Below are 16,778 nucleotides of genomic sequence, written 5' to 3'. Positions count from 1 at the left end.
TAATTCATGCAGCTAAAAGAGGTCATACAACAATTTCAGAATCGCAAAATTCTCCTCTTGCAAGGTCCTGTTGGACCCTTTTTTTATCATTTTGCCAAGCTATTGTCCTCAAAAAATCAAATTTACAAAATTAATTTTAATGGAGGAGATTTTCTTTTTTATCCCTTTAAGGCTAAATCCTATCGTGGTTCCCTAGCTAACCTTGAAACTTTTTTACAAGAATTTTGCAAAACCTATCGTATTGATTGCGTGATTATGTTTAATGATTGTCGCCCTATTCATAAAATTGGAGTAAAAGTTGCCCAATCGCTCAATCTCCAAACTTATATTTTTGAAGAAGGTTATATCCGACCTAATTTCATCACTTTTGAAAAAGATGGTGTCAATGCCAATTCCACTTTACCTAAAGATTCAAATTTCTACCTTACTTACAAAAACAAACCCGCTCAAGAAGAAAAAAATGTCCAACATAGCTTTAGAAATATGGCTTGGTTTTCCTTTCTTTATTGGTTTGGGGCTTTTTTATTAGGCTGGTATTTTAACAACAAACTCCACCATAGGAGCTTGAGCTTTACAGAAATGTTTCCTTGGTTTTTATCGCTTTTTAGAAAACATTGGTATCGCTTTAGCCAAAAGGAAGATAGAGATTTTATTTTAGATTCTAAGAAAAACTATTTTGTTGTTGTCTTGCAAGTCTATAATGATACGCAAATCAAAAATCATTTTGAAGGCAGACGAATTGAGAATTTTATCAAAAACTCTATCCGATCTTTTGCAAAATATTCCAAAAAACAACATTTTCTAGTCATCAAACACCATCCAATGGATAGAGGCTATAAAAACTATAAAAAATTCATCAAAAGACAAACACGCAAATACAATGTAAGTCAAAGAGTGATTTACATTCACGATATCCATCTTCCAACTCTATTAAAAAATGCTCTTGGTTGCGTAGTTATTAACAGCACAACAGGACTTTCAAGTATTCTTCATAAGTGCCCTACAAAAGTTTGTGGAAATGCTTTTTATAATATCCAAGGACTAACCTATCAAGAATCGCTTAATAAATTTTGGAAAGCGGCAAAAAAATACAAAATTAATCAAACCCTTTTTGAACGCTTTAGAAGTTTTCTTATTGATAAGGTGCAGATTAATGGAAGCTTTTATGGCAACTTAAGCTAACTAATCCATTTTCCTTTCCCACTCATACGCATTTTTACAAATAAGATCTAAATTATTATATTTTGGTCTCCATTCCGTGTGAGTTAGAATTTTATCATTATCACTCACAAGCATTGCAGGATCTCCTGCTCTTCTTGGTTCAATCTCAACTTTAAAATCTATTCCACTGACCTTTTTTACACACTCAATGACTTCTTTAACACTAAATCCAACTCCATACCCCACATTATAAGTTTGCGAAACCCTCTCTTTTTGTAAAGTTTTAAGACACTCAAAATGTGCTTTTGCTAAATCATCAATATGAATATAATCACGAATGCAAGTCCCATCTTTTGTTGCATAATCCTCACCAAAAATCCCCATTTTATCACGCTTTCCACAAGCGCACTCACACGCTACTTTAATTAAATGAGTGGCATTCTTGCTTCTTTGCCCAAGTCCTCCCTCACTCAAAGCACCTGCAACATTAAAATATCGCAATATCACGCTCTTAAATTCTGGATTTGCCACTTCAAAATCTCGCAAAATCTTTTCAACCACAAGCTTTGATTCTCCATAAGGATTAATCGGAGCAGTTTGTGCAGTTTCTATTATTTTCTGTGTTGTGTTTGACTCTCCATAAACTGCTGCAGTTGAACTAAATAAAAACTCATTAATCTTAAATTTTGCAACCATTTCCAAAAGATTAAGAGTATTAGCAACATTGTTTTGATAATACTTCAAAGGATCAAAAACTGATTCAGAAACGACTAAACTCCCAGCAAAATGGATAATAGCATCAATTTTTTGTTGAGAAAAAATTTTCCCTAAAATAACTTTATCACCAAAATCTCCGCTAATAAACTCCACTCTATTGGGAAATTTCTTTTGCAAAAACTCCACATTCTCGCTAAATCCCGTGCAAAGATTATCTAAAATTACAATTTTACAATCACTCTCTTTTAAAAAACAATACGCGGTATGCGATCCAATAAATCCAGCTGCCCCAGTAAAAAGATAAACTTGCATTGCTACTCTTTATAATTGTCTTCCAATAGTTTGTTCATTTAGACGCTTTCGCAACATTAAATCAATGATTGGCTGCTCTCTTGAATTTGCTCTTTTGCAATGATCTTTTTGAAAAAAATCTGTGATTTTAATCACAATCTTAGCCCACTTCTTATCTCTTTCTCTCCACGCGTGAGAAGAAACTGACTCCCAAGCATAGCCATTAAAAAGTGTTGCATTAACAAAATGATCTAATGCCCTAACACCTTGACGCACGCGGCTAACTTTACCAAATGTTCCAACAAACACTATGAGTAAATAGCCAATAATCATCAAAGGCACTAAAGCACACAAAAGCAATGTTCCTGCTAACTTTTCTTTCATTTTTAGCTAATTTTCTCTTTTGATAAATTTAATATTCATTCCATTTGCCGATCGAATCGTAAGCCTTCCTACAACATCTGGCACAAAATTTTCTTGTAATTCTAGTCTATATTCCCTTAAAATATTTGCCAAAATCAAAATGGCTTCTTGCATAGCAAAGCCTTGTCCAATGCAAATTCTCTCCCCCATTCCAAAAGGTAAATAAGTGTCTTTTTTAATCTCTCTCTCAAAGCGCGTAGGATCAAACTCGTGAGGATTCTCCCAATAATCACTATGTCTTTGGATAAGCCAAGGAGCCACTACAACTCCTGATCCATTTTGAACTAATTTATTACGAATCTCTGTCTCTTTTTTAGCTGTTCTTGCAAAAAATCCAACTGGCGGATAAAGTCGCAATGACTCTTTAAAAACATTGGTTAAATATTTCATTTTTCTTAAATGCCCAATATTAAAATCTTCCTTGCCTGCCACATTAATAATCTCTTGATAGGCGGTTTCTTGTTCTTTTGGTGATAAACTTAGAATATAAAGTGTCCAAGTCAATGAACTAGCTGTAGTTTCATGTCCTGCTAAAAAAAGCATAGCCACTTGATCTAAAATCTCCTCAAAACTAAAAGGCTTGCCACTTTCTACTTCAATTACCGCTAAAAGCGAAGAGAGAATATCTTGATATTCCCCTATCTCTCCTTTATGAAAAGAATCATAACGCGGTTTAATAATATCACTTAAAACTTTTCTAATAATCTCTCCAGCTTTAACGCGCTTTCTCTCTCCAAAAAGATTCACTAACCATTTTGGAATGCAAAACATTTTTTTAATAGCTGTATGAATAGTTTCTTCTTGAAAAGTCACAAAAGCTTCTAAAACCTGTTTGCCCTTAGCCTCATCAAGCTTTTGGGACATAATGGTGCGAAAAATCACATCAGCTGTTACAAAAGTCATTAGCTCATCAACTTCAATCACCGCTTTATCTGGATAAGCCCTAAATTTAGCCATCAAATCACTAACTGCATCACTCATTAAACCAAATACTTTAGTGATTCTTGCTTGTTCAAAAGAGGGTCTTAAAAGCTCCCTTTGTTTTTTCCAAACTTCCCCGTTAGTTGTAAAAATACTCTCACCAAGCAAAGGACTTAATAACTCGTGCAACAAATTACTTTTAGGGAATTCTCTTACTTCATCTACCATAATGCGTCTCACATCTTGTGGGTGATTTGCAATATATAAATCAAAGCCTGGCATTTTCACTCTGCCTGATTTCATCTTATAGCTTCTTTCATACAATCCATCAAGCCATGAACGTCTTTTTAAGAGAAAAGTTGTCAATAAGGAAGCCTTAGTTTTGTGTGGTTTTGGAAAAAATGGACACTGCCCCATAACTACTCCTTTACCTTTTGTTCTAAAGTTTTTACTCCACTAATAAAATTAAAATAATTGTATTTGCCATCAATCTCTGTTGCATGCAAATACAAAAAATGCGCCAAATACCAATTATACCGAATCTTCTTATAGGTTATGGGCGTAAAAAGTTTATGAAAGCGTGGCGAGAGATAAAGTGGTGGAGATTTCACGCTTAGCCCTGAAGCCTTATAATAATCAAGCATTGCAAAACAAGCTCCATCAATCTTTGAAGTATAATCGCACCAAAATACTCCCACATTTCCTGCCACTTCCATTTCTCTCCTAAAGGCTTCACAATACTTTTGAAAACTAACAAGCGGAATACACTGCCCAAGCATTAAAACCTTAAAATTTTTTAGATTCAAATTCTCATTTTTAGCAACTTCTGCGACTTTGGCGATGACACTTATTGCCAAAATAGTTCCTACACTATGTGCACATAAAATCACTTCATAATGAGTTGTTTTTTGATTCTCTCTAAGAGCTTTTAAAATTCTTTGGCTAAATTCCAAAGTAAGATTTGGAATTTCATTAATCTTGCCTGTAGCATATTTAGCACAAAATACATAAATATTAGACAACCAAAAAACCGCAAATCTCTTGCCACACCACAAAATCCCCTTTGTTCCAATCCACAAACAAGCCAGAATCATAGCTATAGCCACATATAAATTCCACTCTTTTATCCAAACAAACAGACCATAAGCAACCACGAAGCATAAAACATAGCTACCTATAAAATAAACAATCGGATAAAATCCAGCTAAAAGCTGCGTTCTTGATTTTTGAGTAAAAGTCTTAACAATTCCAGAAAAAATATAAGCTTTTAAAAAATAAATAAAATCACAAACAAAGTTCCACAAAGTCTTTGACCAATATTTTCTGACAACCTTATCCCAAGTTAAAAAATGGTAATTTGTTTGAGATTCTTGTGAGGTAATTTGACAAAAAACTTCCTTATTGTGAGTTAAATGGCAGGGAGAAATTTCTAACCCAAAATGGCTAATGGAGTTTTGCTTTACAAGATTCTCTTTTAATAAAGCATAATAATAACGATAACTGCGAGGATCATATCCTGCAATGTAAAACACATCTCTTTGAAACATTGCCACACTTTTTAAAAACTATAAAGATATTATAAAATATAAAACTTTAAAGACAGATAACATAAGCTCTGTGAAATTATTTCAAAGATAAAATTAAGAAAACAATGGGGTGGGCGATGGGAATCGAACCCACGACCCTCAGGACCACAATCTGATGCTCTAACCGACTGAGCTACGCCCACCATTGATAATAAGTTTTAAAAAGAAGTGGTCGGGGCGAAAGGATTCGAACCTTCGACCCCTTGGTCCCAAACCAAGTGCGCTAACCAGACTGCGCTACGCCCCGACAAATAAAAAGGATTGAAATTATAATCTTTAAGAGCCAAAAAGTCAAGCCAAAAACTCTATAACAAAATATTTCTATTTATGAGAAAGCCCCAATAATCAATTTTATTATTCCCGCAATAACCACAAATCCACAAATAAATCTAACAAAAAATATTACAGGACAAAATGGTGGCTCTTTACAACGCACCCACTCTTCTGCTTCTGCTAAAAACAACCAAATAAAAGAACAAAACAAAATCACAATAATCAACATGCTACTACCTTAAAATATCAACTGAAAAATAAAAACAATAATGCTTATGATAGCAACCCACTTAAAAAATCTATTAATTAAAAAAATTAAACCGACATGACTATTTGGAAGCATCCAATAACCAGTTACCCCCATATCATAGCAAATATCTCTTGTAACCAAATATACAATCCCACTTACAACACCAATTATCAACAGCATATATTCCTCCTATATAAAATCAATAACACATATAACCATCAGATATTTTCCACTTAATTCCTCTTTGATCAATCCCATAATTATCTCCGATAATACTCCCATAATATTTACTTTCTAATTGTATAAGACTTACCTCATCTCTATCCCAAAAGACAGCTAAATAACTATCAAAACTATTAAACTCTAAGGTTCCCAACTTAAAATTCAATTCACTTCCATCATAAAAAATACCTTCAACCTTATATTTTTTGGACCAACCAGAGTTAAAAGATTCTCGGATTTCATATTGAACACATATATCCTCTCTAACTTCAGCAAAACAATAATTCGCAAAGAGCATAATGAATGCAAAAGTTTTTAAAATATTTCCAAATACACAAAACATACAAACCTCTTATAACTCCTATAGAAATAATTCTTATAGAAAATTGAAATAATATTGTAATGCAAATAAACTTATAGAAAACTTTTCTATAGGAATAATATTATGTTAAAATTGCCAGACATTACAGCACCCGAAGAAGAAAAAAATTTTTTTAATAACATTGCCAAAAATATCAAACAGAAGAGGTTAGAAAAAGGTATGAGTCAACTTGAAGTTGCACTATCAATTGGACAGGCTTCAGGTGGCTTTTATGCAAATATGGAAAACAATGCACATGGAAAACATTTTAACTTATTGCATCTATTTAGACTTTCACGCCTATTTGAGTGCGACATAAGAGAATTTTTTACAATCTCAACATAAAAAACAATATAACATAAGAAAATTCTAAAGATTCCACAAAGGAATCTTTAAAAACTAAAGTGTTTTTTCCAAAAGTGTATTTAATCTTTTTGCAAAACTATTCACATCTTTAAGTTTTCCGCCTTCTAGTAGTTTTGCTTCTTCTAATAATAAATGTGCAATTTCTGCAATCTTTGCAGAATCATTATTCAAAAGCAATTTAGTTAAAATCGTATGGTTTGGATTAAGCTCTAAAATAGGTTTAGGCTCTGCCATCTCTGTGCCCATACCCATTGCGCCCATTTGCTTCATCATTTTCATCATTGCAGCACTTGGGTCATCAGGATCAGCCACCACACAAGAAGGCGCATCCACAAGCCTATTGCTTAAGCGCACTTCTTTAACCTCATCGCCTAGCACTTTTTTAAACTCTTCTAAAATAGTTTTATATTTTTCTTGTGTTTCTTTATCCACTTCTTGTGTGCCTAAATCTTCCAAAGCCTCTTTAGAGGTAATAGAACGCAATGGAGTCTTATCAAACTCATTTACCATTGGCATTACAAATCCATCAATCTCTTCTGCAAAAAATAAAACTTCTATATCTTGCTTTTGATAGCTTTCTAAAAGTGGAGAATTTTTAAGCAATTCTAAATCCTCCCCTTGCAAATAATAAATCGCTTTTTGCCCCTCTTTCATTCGCTCTTTATAAGCTTTAAAGGAAATTTCTTTTCCTTCACTTTTATTTGATTGGAATCGCAAAAGTTCTAACAATTTCTCTTTATTTTCAAAATCACTATAAACACCTTCTTTTAGGCATCTTCCAAATTCTTTATAAAATTTTGCATATTTTTCCTCATCTTTTTGGAGCGATTCAATCTCACTAATAATTTTCTTTGTTGAAGCTGATTTGATTGTAGCTAAGATTCTATTTTGTTGCAAAATCTCACGACTAACATTCAAAGGTAAATCCTCACTATCAATAATACCTCTAACAAAACGCAAATAAGGCGGTAAAAGCTCTTTATCATCATCTGTAATAAACACGCGTTTAACATAAAGCTTTACACCACTTTTATAATCCACGCGATAAAGGTCAAAAGGTGCTGTTTGAGGGATATAAAAAAGTGTAGTGTATTCTAAACTTCCTTCAACTTTAGTGTGAATCCAAGCCAAAGGTTCATTTGAATCATAGCTCAAGCTTTTATAAAACTCTTTATATTCTTCATCTTTAAGATCTTTTTTAGCTACTCTCCAAAGCGCTGAAGCTTTATTGATTTGATCACATTTTTCTTCTTTAATTTCTTTTTTTGAATCCCCTTCACCTTCACTTTTTGTTTCAGTGTAGTGTAAGAAAATTGGGAATGGAATATGATCGGAATATTTTTTGATAATCTCTTCAATTCTCCAGCGACTTGTAAATTCTTTTTCATCTTCTTTTAAATAAAGTTTAATCTCACTTCCTTGCCCTTCTTTTTCGCATTTTTCAATCTCAAATTCTCCACTTCCATCACTAATCCACGCATAAGCTTGAGATTCTCCTGCTTTTTTGGTGGTTACAATGATTTTACTTGCTACCATAAATGCTGCATAAAATCCAACCCCAAATTGCCCAATAAGTGCTGAATCTTTTTTCTTATCACCGCTTAATTTAGAAAGGAAATTTTTTGTCCCACTCTTTGCAATTGTCCCTAGATTCTCAATCAAATCCTGCTCATTCATACCAATCCCATTATCGCTAATAGTTAGGGTATTTTTCTCTGCATCAAAGCTAATTTCAATTTTAGGTTGAAAATCTAAAGTCTTTAATTTCTCATCCGTTAGCGTAAGATATTGAAGCTTATCAAGCGCATCAGAGGCATTGCTCACAAGCTCACGCAAAAAGATTTCTTTATTGGAATAAAGGGAATGAATCATTAAATCTAAAAGCTGATTCACTTCAGTCTGAAAGGTATGTTTTGCCATTTTTAATCCTTTTTTAAAAATTTAGTGGAATTATAACACAGAGCTTCCAAAAAATCAACAAAGTTTATATTAATACACTAAAGTTTATTGATACAATAAAAATAAAATAATATAGCTATTAAGTATTCAAGGATAATCTTTATTGCTTTTACTCCAAAATCACCCCTGCAAAAATTACTAAATTTCAAACCACATTATTAGCAGTGATGATTAACTTTTACAATGTGAATTTAAAAAATGTTTTTGGTATAATATTTGGTTATTTCATTTCATAAGGAAAAACTTTGAATCCACAAAATGCATCATCACTAGATCATATCATTATTACTAACGCCAAAGAAAATAATCTCAAAAATATCCACCTTAATATCCCTAAAAATAAGCTAGTAGTGCTTACTGGACTTAGTGGAAGTGGCAAAAGCACCCTAGCCTTTGATACGCTCTATGCAGAAGGACAAAGACGCTATATTGAATCACTCTCAAGCTACGCAAGGCAATTTTTGGATAAAATTGGCAAACCCGATGTGGATAAAATAGAGGGATTAACTCCTGCCATTGCTATTGATCAAAAAACCACTAGCAAAAATCCTCGCTCCACGGTTGGAACTATTACAGAAATTTATGACTATTTGCGTTTGCTTTATGCGCGCGTTGGGATTCAACACTGCCATTTATGTGGAAAGCCTATCTCTCAAATGAGTGCTAGTGATATTATCGCTCAAGCCCTCAAAATCCCCGAAGATTCAAAAGTGCTAATCCTATCTCCACTCATTCGCGAAAAAAAGGGAACTTTTACAGATAAACTAGAATCATTGCGACAAAAAGGCTATGTGCGAGTGCAGATTGATGGAGTTTTAGCAAGGTTAGATGAAAATATTGAACTCTCCAAAACAAAAAAACACACCATCAAAGTCGTGATTGATAGAATCACAATTAAACCTGAAAATAAAGAAAGAATTGCTCAAAGCATTGAAAAAGCCCTTAAAGAATCTTATGGTGAGGTAGAAATAGAGATTTTGGGAGAAAGTAAAAATCAGTTAATCCATTTTAGTGAGCACTTAGCTTGTTTTGATTGCAAAGTTTCTTTTAATCCACTAGAACCTCTTAGTTTTTCATTTAATTCCCCCAAAGGTGCTTGTCCAAAATGCGATGGACTTGGAATCCGATATAGCATTGATGTCAAAAAAATCCTTGATAGCTCCCTGCCTTTAGAATCAGGCGGAATCAAAATCATTTATGGCTTTAATAAAAGTTATTATAATGAGCTTTTTAAAGCAATGTGTCAAGCCAATGGGATTGATTCTAAAGCTTCTTTTGAAGATTTGCAAGAACACCAAAAAAAGCTCATTTTATATGGCAATAGCCAAGATATAGAATTCACTTGGAAAAGCACTAAGCTTAAGCGACCTTGGAGTGGGATTTTAGCGATTGCTTATGATATGTTTAAAGACAATAAAGACTTAAGTGATTATATGAGCGAAAAGGTTTGTGAGGATTGCTTAGGGCATCGGCTTCTCCCCCAAAGTCTTGCTGTCAAAGTCGCTAACAAAACTATTGGAGATATTTTAGATATGCCAATTAGCGAATGCTATGGATTCTTTGCCAATGCTCAAAACTTTGATTATTTTGATAACCAACAAGCAATGATTGCCGCACCCATTTTAAAAGAAATTTGTGAGAGACTTTATTTTCTTTATGATGTTGGGCTAGGATATCTTAGTTTGGGGCGTGATGCAAGAAGCATTAGCGGAGGAGAATCACAAAGAATTAGAATCGCAAGCCAGATTGGGAGTGGTCTAACAGGTGTAATGTATGTGCTTGATGAACCAAGTATTGGTTTGCACGAACGAGACACTTTAAAACTCATCAAAACCCTAAGAAGTTTGCAACAAAAGGGAAATTCGGTTATCGTTGTAGAACACGATAAAGAAACCATAGAACACGCCGATTTCATTGTGGATATAGGTCCAGGTGCAGGGAAATATGGCGGAGAAGTTGTCTTCAGCGGAAATCTCACACAACTTCTCTCAAGCTCCACCCAAACTGCTCAATATCTCAATGGCACAAAGAGAATCGAATATTTTATCCGCCGCAATCAAGAAGATTGGCTTACTATTAAAAATGTTAATATCAATAATATTCACAATCTCAATGTTGAAATGCCACTTAAAAACTTTGTTTGCATTACAGGTGTAAGTGGAAGTGGCAAAAGTTCTCTAGTGCTTCAAACTCTGCTTCCAGTTGCGCAAGAACTACTCAACAATCGCAAAAAAGTCAAAAAAGTTGATGGTGTGGAGATTATAGGCTTAGAAAAGCTTGACAAAGTCATCTACCTTGATCAAAGCCCAATTGGGCGCACACCGCGCTCAAATCCCGTAACTTATACAGGTGCAATGGATGAGATTCGCCAAATCTTTGCACAAACCAAAGAAGCACAAATCCGCAACTATAATATTAGTCGCTTTAGCTTTAATGTCAAAGGCGGAAGATGTGAAAAATGTCAAGGAGAAGGGGAAATCAAAATTGAAATGCACTTTTTGCCAGATATTTTAGTCAAATGCGATTCTTGTCAAGGAACGCGCTATAATACACAAACTCTAGAAGTAGAATACAAAGGAAAAAATATTGCTCAAGTTCTAGAGATGAGTGTTGATGAAGCGTGTGAGTTTTTTGCTAAGATTCCAAAAATCTACCAAAAACTAAGAACACTTAAAGATGTCGGGTTAGGCTATATCACGCTAGGGCAAAATGCCACAACACTAAGTGGCGGGGAGGCTCAAAGAATCAAACTTGCTAAAGAGCTAAGTCGCAAAGACACCGGCAAAACACTCTATATTTTAGATGAACCAACTACAGGACTGCACTTTGCTGATGTTGATAGACTCGTGCATGTCTTGCATCACCTTACTGATTTAGGCAATAGTGTAATTGTAATTGAACATAACCTAGATATGATTAAAAATGCCGATTTTATTATTGATGTAGGACCTGAAGGCGGAAGTGGTGGAGGAAACATAGTTGATAGCGGATCTCCAGAACATATTGCTAAAAGATACAAAAAAACAGGCAGTCATACGGGAAAATTCCTAGCAAAAGAGCTTAGAATCTAAGCATATTTACCAAAGAGGCTAGGAAAAATCTTACTTCCCTCCACTGCGATGCATAGGATGCTGATAATCAGATTTATCACAACCTGTTGCTACAAAAGCCACAAAAATAACACCAATTAAAAATAAAATTTTTTTCATTTTAACTCCTTATAATTTCTTATAATTTCACAATTTTTGCACCAAATCCACCAGACTTTGGCGGTGCATCTGTAAATTCCACAACTTTTGGATGCTTTTCTAAAAAGTCTCTCACCACACTTGAAAGTCTTCCAGTGCCGATTCCATGATAGACTAAAACCTCATCAAATCCAGCAATAAGGCTATTTGAAATAAATTCATCAAGTTTTTCTAAAGCTTCTTCTGCCCTCATTCCATGCAAATCCAAAACCACATTGGCATTTTTAGGGGATTGCACATTAAATTTAACTTGCGGAATCTCTGGGGGATTGCCGCTTAATTTTAACTCACCTAAAGGCACTCTAAGTTTAAATCCATCATCAAGCTGCACCATTGCACTATCCCTTTGAATACTCACAATTGCACCCCTTGATTGGCGATATTTTACCCTATTTCCAACTTTAAAAACTTGAATCTTTGGCTTCTCTCTTTGTTCTTCTTGTTTTTTTGCCTGTCTTAAAATCTTGTTAGCCTCGTTCATTTGGCGATGAATCTCGGCTTGATTATGCATTTTGCTTGCTTGTTTTGCAGCATTAATTGCCTCTTGATAAGTCTGCTCCAAGAGTGCAAATTTTGCTTTATAAGACTGCTCTAAGGCTTCTTCTTTGGATTTTAAATGATTGATTTTTTGCTCTAATTCTTCCCTTTTGAGTTCTGTTTGTTTAATCTCTTGTTGTAATTTCATTTCTAAGCGTGAAGAATTTTCAATTAATTCATTAAGTTTTTCTTTGTCCTCTCCATAAAGGATTCTCGCCTCATTCACAAGCGTCTTTGGAATCCCATAGCGCACCGCTGTTTCAAAGGCATAGCTTTTGCCAATAGTACCATTAAGAAAGCTAAAAGTTGGCATTTGATTTTTTTCATCAAACAAAGCTGCTAAAAGTTGCACCTTAGGATTCCCTGCCATTAGTGCAGCAAGACGCTTATGGTGGGTAGTTACAATGATTTTATTATTTTTGAGAATCAAATTTTCTAGTAGTACCTTAAACAAACTAGCTGCTTCATCACTATCTGTCCCAAGCTCAATTTCATCCACACCAATAATCCCATCTCTTTGGTTTAAAATCTCTGAAAACTGCAACATTCTACCCCCAAAGGTAGAAATATCATTTTTACTATTTTGTGGATCTTCTAAAATTAATTCAATAAATTTAAAAGAATCAATGCTTGATTTTGCTGCATTAATAGGGAGTGGAATCAAATATTTGGAGAGAAAAACCGCACTCATCACGGATTTCAAAAGCATTGTTTTCCCTCCAGCATTCACCCCTGTAACCATCAAAATTTGCCCATCAAAAGAGAGATTGATAGATTTTGGTTTCTTTAATGCTGGATGCTTAAACTCACTTAAAATAATCTTTCTTCCATTGGGCTTGGGTGCTAAAAACTCTAATCCTTTTGATTTTGCGAAATTTAAACGCGCTTGATAAGAATCAAAACGATCAAATTCTTTATTAATAAATTTTAAAAATGCAAGATTCTTGGTAAAAAGTGTTGAAATTTCCCTACAAATATAAAACAATTGCTCTTCTTTTTTGTTTTGTAGCTCATTGCTTTTGCTTTTTAAATTTGCAATACTTTGAGGCAAAACATAGAAAAATCCAGTACTTGATCGATTAATAATTTGTCCAGAGAGAACATGATGGAATCCTGCCTTAAGCAACAAACATTCTTCTTCATTCACAAAATGTATTTGCCTATCTACAAGATAGGCTGCAAGTTTATTATGATTTAGGATTTGATTTAATTGTTGAGCAATCTCTCTTTTAATCCGCGCAAGACTTTCTAAAATAGAATCAAGCTCCAAATAAATCCCACTTTTTAGCTCACCATTTTCCAAAAAAGACTTGGCAACCTCCAAAATAGGCTGTGGAATAACAATCCCTTCAAACCAATTCCCTAAAATCCCCTCTAATTTCAAACTTTTAAGGTAGTTAAAATAGCGAATTATTTTAATAAATTCAAAAATTTCATCTAGTTTTAAATAGCCAAATTTCTTTAAAAGTGCTAATTGTATATCAAGATTCTTAACTTCTTTGGGTGGAGTAAAAACAACCTGCTCTAACTCCCTAATGAAATTAAAATGAATTTTACTATCACCTTCTAAAAACAAATCTTTGGGACGAGATAAAAAGCTCTCATAATTCTTTAAATAGTCTTCTAAATCTAGCTTTCTAACTAAATTATTCATTTTTTAAGCTCACAAGCTTTTAGTGGAATTGTCGTTCTAAAATACCCACTTTCCTCTTTCCCCATTAAGGTTAATGTGCCACTAATAAAATTAAATGTATTGTTATCAACTTCTAAAGTCTCTGTCCCTACCACACACACCAGCTTTTTTCCTTGCAGAAATAGCTTTGCAAGTTCTGTTAGTTCTCCATTAGCCTTTTCTTGAAAAAGAGTAAAAATGCCAATTCCAAGCGCAAAAATCAAAAGCATAGCACCCACGATAATTTTACTCTTTTTTTCAATTAGATTGTATTGTACCAAAAGCTGAACTAGCAATGCCAAAACAACTACAGCGGCAATAACAATGAGCCAATAATGCACCACTAAAAACCTCCTCGAAGCTGATAAGTCAAATCCCCAGCATTAAACCCCACTGCAATCCCACTCTCTATCCTATCAATCTCTGCTCCATTACAATAAAGCACCAAAGAATCCTCTTCTCTTTTAACTAAATCCGCAAAAATAGGCTGATACTTAGCAAAAAGCCTATCAAAATCAATCTCTTGCTTTGATTCCCCAGCAGCATAAACTGGGAGAATAACTAGTTTATCTATTCCGCTAAAACACTCTACAAATTCCTCTAAATTATCCAAGATGCGTGAATATTTATGGGGTTGCCAGATTCCGCAAATCTGCTGATATTGAGTTAATTCTTGATATTTTTTTAGCGACTTTAGAGTGGCTTTAATTTCTGTTGGGTGATGCGCATAATCATCGACAATTAAGCATTTGCCCTTGCTTAAAATATCAAATCTCTTTTTGATTCCACAAAAATTTTGAATATTTTGGCGGATTTGCTCCACTTCCATACATTCTAATGCTGCTAAAATTGCCAAGGCTGCATCAAGTGCGACATGTTCTCCAAGCCCATAAACTTCAAAAACTCCTAAATCTTTACCACTATTTTTTAATCTAAAACGCGTTTTTGGCTCCCCTTCTTTTAAGAAATATTCAATATTTTCAATATCTTTTGAAGGATAAAGTCTCACACATTCACATTTAAGTGTTTTTAAAAACTCATCTTCAGCATTAATCACACGATATTTTGCTAATTCCAAAAAATCCCTATAGGCTTGATAAAACACTTCTAAATTATGCCCATAAGTCTCCATATGTTCAGGTTCTGCATTAGTTACAATCGCACAATAAGGATTGCACTCCAAAAAGCTTTTATCTGATTCATCAGCTTCAAACACCACTTTATTAGTCTTTAAGGCGCGTGTATTAGAGCCAAACTCTTTGCTCTCTGCCCCAATTAATGCACTGCTCTCTTGCAAAATCGCACTCAAAATTGCTGTTGTGGTGCTTTTGCCATGCGCACCAGCGACTGCATAAACCTGCTTATCTTTTAAAATTAAATTTAAGGCTTCTTTGCGCGAAAGCACTGCAATGCCCTTTTTTTTAGCTTCAATTACTTCAACATTATCAGACTTAATAATCGCAGAGTGAATCACCAAATCTTGGCAAGTGATTGATTCTTTGGAGTGCGGAATACTAAGAGAAATCCCCATTGTCCTTAATTCCTTTGTTACACAGCCCTCACACATATCCGATCCGCTAACCTTCACGCCTTGCGCGTGTAAGAATTTTGCTAAAGCCGAGATTCCAATTCCACCAATTCCGATAAAATGTATAAATTTGGGAATCTTTAAAGCCACTTCTTTATCCTTAAAAGTGCATCTTTGATAATCTCTTGCTCATAAACTAAAGCCAATCTCACATATCCACGCCCTGGATTTATGCCATTTTCTCTTGACAAAAAACTTCCTGGCAATACCACGATATTTTCTTTCTCTAGTAAATTACGCGCAAATTCCAAATCATCGCCCACAAAAAGCCATACATAAAAGGTCGAACTTGGAACTTCCACCCCCAAAATCTCTTTTGCTAGTTGCAAATTTTTTGCATATTGCTCTCTTGAATACAAAGTATGCTCATCATCACTCCACGCAACTCTAGCGGCTTCTTGCAAAGGCAGTGGAGAGGCACAGCCAACATAAGTGCGATATTGTGCATATTGTTTTAAAATTTGACTATCTCCGGCAATAAAGCCACTTCTAAGTCCAGGGGCACTAGAGCGTTTGGATATGGAATTAAGCGCCAAAATATTTTTAAAAGAATAATTTCCTGCTGCATAACTTGCCTCTAAAATTGAAGCGGGTTTAGAATCCATATAAATCTCGCTATAGCACTCATCATTGAGCAACAAAAAGTCATATTCCAAAGCCCATTCCACCCATTTTTTTAGCTCTTCTAAGCTTAGAGTGCTACCTGTTGGATTGTTTGGCGAATTAAGAATAACCAAATCACATTCTTGCATTTCTTTAGCACTCAATTTTGGCTTAAAATTATTCTCTTTTGTGAGATTCATATGAATCACTTTTGCCCTTGAAGCAATTGCAGCACCCTCATAAATTTGATAAAAAGGATTTGGGTATGCCATAACCTTATTTTTTTTACTAAAAAGATAGAATTGCGGAAAATTAAACAACACTTCTCTAGTTCCAAAAGTCGGTATCAGCGATTCTAAAGGCAAATCAATCCCAAAACGCCTTTGCGCAAATCCAAGCAAAGCTTCTTTAAGCGATTCTTCTCCGCTAGTTTTTGGATATTTATTTAGCAAGGCAGCCTTTTGGCTTAGGGTTTGGCAAATAAATTCAGGTGTCTTAAACTGCGGTTCTCCAATAGTTAGTGAGATTCTGCCCTCTTTTTGTGGAATATCCTTAATAAGAGCATTAAGTTTTTCAAAAGGATAAGGTTGAAATTCCATA

15 protein-coding genes and 2 tRNA genes are annotated in these 16,778 nt (G+C 34.4%); 3 read left to right on the top strand and 14 right to left on the bottom strand.

Going from position 1 to position 16,778, the window contains the following annotated elements; genetic code table 11:
- Positions 1-6 precede the first annotated feature (6 nt).
- Positions 7-1,182, top strand: coding sequence for a capsular biosynthesis protein (locus tag CCY98_RS07295; protein ID WP_112057897.1), 1,176 nt, complete (start codon positions 7-9; stop codon positions 1,180-1,182).
- Here CCY98_RS07295 and galE read toward each other — a convergent pair whose 3' ends face one another.
- From galE to CCY98_RS07255, 9 genes are all read right to left on the bottom strand, one after another.
- On the bottom strand, positions 1,183-2,190 hold the full coding sequence (gene galE / locus CCY98_RS07290) for a UDP-glucose 4-epimerase GalE (RefSeq protein WP_112057896.1): 1,008 nt from the start codon (positions 2,188-2,190) through the stop codon (positions 1,183-1,185).
- Positions 2,191-2,199: 9 nt separating this feature from the next.
- Positions 2,200-2,553: a hypothetical protein gene (locus tag CCY98_RS07285; protein ID WP_112057895.1), complete on the bottom strand. Its 354-nt coding sequence runs from the start codon at positions 2,551-2,553 to the stop codon at positions 2,200-2,202.
- 6 nt (positions 2,554-2,559) lie between these two features.
- On the bottom strand, positions 2,560-3,930 hold the full coding sequence (locus tag CCY98_RS07280) for a cytochrome P450 (RefSeq protein ID WP_112057894.1): 1,371 nt from the start codon (positions 3,928-3,930) through the stop codon (positions 2,560-2,562).
- A 2-nt stretch (positions 3,931-3,932) separates the two neighbouring features.
- Positions 3,933-5,060: a hypothetical protein gene (locus tag CCY98_RS07275; protein ID WP_112057893.1), complete on the bottom strand. Its 1,128-nt coding sequence runs from the start codon at positions 5,058-5,060 to the stop codon at positions 3,933-3,935.
- 105 nt (positions 5,061-5,165) lie between these two features.
- Positions 5,166-5,242: transfer RNA gene (locus tag CCY98_RS07270), tRNA-His, on the bottom strand.
- Between the two features lie 26 nt (positions 5,243-5,268).
- Positions 5,269-5,346, bottom strand: a tRNA-Pro gene (locus CCY98_RS07265).
- A gap of 78 nt (positions 5,347-5,424) precedes the next feature.
- Complete coding sequence (locus tag CCY98_RS08490) at positions 5,425-5,601, bottom strand: hypothetical protein (RefSeq protein WP_006656027.1); 177 nt, start codon at positions 5,599-5,601, stop codon at positions 5,425-5,427.
- A 9-nt stretch (positions 5,602-5,610) separates the two neighbouring features.
- Positions 5,611-5,802: a hypothetical protein gene (locus CCY98_RS07260; RefSeq protein ID WP_034556379.1), complete on the bottom strand. Its 192-nt coding sequence runs from the start codon at positions 5,800-5,802 to the stop codon at positions 5,611-5,613.
- 19 nt (positions 5,803-5,821) lie between these two features.
- Positions 5,822-6,187, bottom strand: coding sequence for a hypothetical protein (locus CCY98_RS07255; protein ID WP_006656028.1), 366 nt, complete (start codon positions 6,185-6,187; stop codon positions 5,822-5,824).
- A 102-nt stretch (positions 6,188-6,289) separates the two neighbouring features.
- On the opposite strand from CCY98_RS07255, the gene CCY98_RS07250 reads away from it, so the two are divergent.
- The gene (locus CCY98_RS07250; RefSeq protein WP_006656029.1) at positions 6,290-6,550 is read left to right on the top strand and encodes a helix-turn-helix transcriptional regulator; all 261 of its coding nucleotides are present in this window, start codon (positions 6,290-6,292) and stop codon (positions 6,548-6,550) included.
- Positions 6,551-6,604: 54 nt separating this feature from the next.
- On the opposite strand, the gene htpG is transcribed toward CCY98_RS07250, so the two are convergent.
- The gene (htpG, locus tag CCY98_RS07245) at positions 6,605-8,491 is read right to left on the bottom strand and encodes a molecular chaperone HtpG (protein WP_112057892.1); all 1,887 of its coding nucleotides are present in this window, start codon (positions 8,489-8,491) and stop codon (positions 6,605-6,607) included.
- 284 nt (positions 8,492-8,775) lie between these two features.
- Between htpG and uvrA the strand changes: the two genes are divergently transcribed.
- A complete protein-coding gene (uvrA, locus tag CCY98_RS07240; RefSeq protein ID WP_112057891.1) occupies positions 8,776-11,601 on the top strand; it encodes an excinuclease ABC subunit UvrA in 2,826 nt (941 codons plus the stop codon).
- 157 nt (positions 11,602-11,758) lie between these two features.
- Here the strand turns inward: uvrA and CCY98_RS07235 are convergent, their stop codons facing one another.
- Genes CCY98_RS07235 through CCY98_RS07220 form a run of 4 tightly spaced genes read right to left on the bottom strand, consistent with a single transcriptional unit; the run spans position 11,759 to position 16,777 of the window.
- On the bottom strand, positions 11,759-13,969 hold the full coding sequence (locus CCY98_RS07235; protein ID WP_112057890.1) for an endonuclease MutS2: 2,211 nt from the start codon (positions 13,967-13,969) through the stop codon (positions 11,759-11,761).
- Positions 13,966-14,331 (bottom strand): hypothetical protein, encoded by a 366-nt coding sequence (locus tag CCY98_RS07230; RefSeq protein WP_112057889.1) that lies wholly within the window; start codon positions 14,329-14,331, stop codon positions 13,966-13,968. Before CCY98_RS07230 ends, CCY98_RS07235 begins: the two co-directional genes overlap by 4 nt.
- Positions 14,331-15,665, bottom strand: a complete 1,335-nt coding sequence (gene murC / locus CCY98_RS07225) for a UDP-N-acetylmuramate--L-alanine ligase (RefSeq protein ID WP_112057888.1) — start codon at positions 15,663-15,665, stop codon at positions 14,331-14,333. The genes CCY98_RS07230 and murC overlap by 1 nt, the downstream gene beginning before the upstream one ends.
- Complete coding sequence (locus tag CCY98_RS07220) at positions 15,656-16,777, bottom strand: succinyldiaminopimelate transaminase (RefSeq protein WP_112057887.1); 1,122 nt, start codon at positions 16,775-16,777, stop codon at positions 15,656-15,658. The genes murC and CCY98_RS07220 overlap by 10 nt, the downstream gene beginning before the upstream one ends.
- Between the last annotated feature and the right edge of the window lies 1 nt (position 16,778).

The organism is Helicobacter sp. 11-8110 (genome assembly GCF_003288905.1).
Classification (GTDB): Bacteria; Campylobacterota; Campylobacteria; order Campylobacterales; family Helicobacteraceae; genus Helicobacter_D; species Helicobacter_D colisuis.
Note: the sequence above shows the minus strand (reverse complement) of the source record. Positions and strands in the feature narration are given on the sequence as shown.

Coding starts and splice junctions, on each gene's coding strand:
- CCY98_RS07295 (WP_112057897.1), top strand. CDS start 7: ATGCAGCTAAAAGAGGTCATACAACAATTTCAGAATCGCAAAATTCTC.
- galE (WP_112057896.1), bottom strand. CDS start 2,190: ATGCAAGTTTATCTTTTTACTGGGGCAGCTGGATTTATTGGATCGCAT.
- CCY98_RS07285 (WP_112057895.1), bottom strand. CDS start 2,553: ATGAAAGAAAAGTTAGCAGGAACATTGCTTTTGTGTGCTTTAGTGCCT.
- CCY98_RS07280 (WP_112057894.1), bottom strand. CDS start 3,930: ATGGGGCAGTGTCCATTTTTTCCAAAACCACACAAAACTAAGGCTTCC.
- CCY98_RS07275 (WP_112057893.1), bottom strand. CDS start 5,060: ATGTTTCAAAGAGATGTGTTTTACATTGCAGGATATGATCCTCGCAGT.
- CCY98_RS08490 (WP_006656027.1), bottom strand. CDS start 5,601: ATGTTGATTATTGTGATTTTGTTTTGTTCTTTTATTTGGTTGTTTTTA.
- CCY98_RS07260 (WP_034556379.1), bottom strand. CDS start 5,802: ATGCTGTTGATAATTGGTGTTGTAAGTGGGATTGTATATTTGGTTACA.
- CCY98_RS07255 (WP_006656028.1), bottom strand. CDS start 6,187: ATGTTTTGTGTATTTGGAAATATTTTAAAAACTTTTGCATTCATTATG.
- CCY98_RS07250 (WP_006656029.1), top strand. CDS start 6,290: ATGTTAAAATTGCCAGACATTACAGCACCCGAAGAAGAAAAAAATTTT.
- htpG (WP_112057892.1), bottom strand. CDS start 8,491: ATGGCAAAACATACCTTTCAGACTGAAGTGAATCAGCTTTTAGATTTA.
- CCY98_RS07235 (WP_112057890.1), bottom strand. CDS start 13,969: ATGAATAATTTAGTTAGAAAGCTAGATTTAGAAGACTATTTAAAGAAT.
- CCY98_RS07220 (WP_112057887.1), bottom strand. CDS start 16,777: ATGGAATTTCAACCTTATCCTTTTGAAAAACTTAATGCTCTTATTAAG.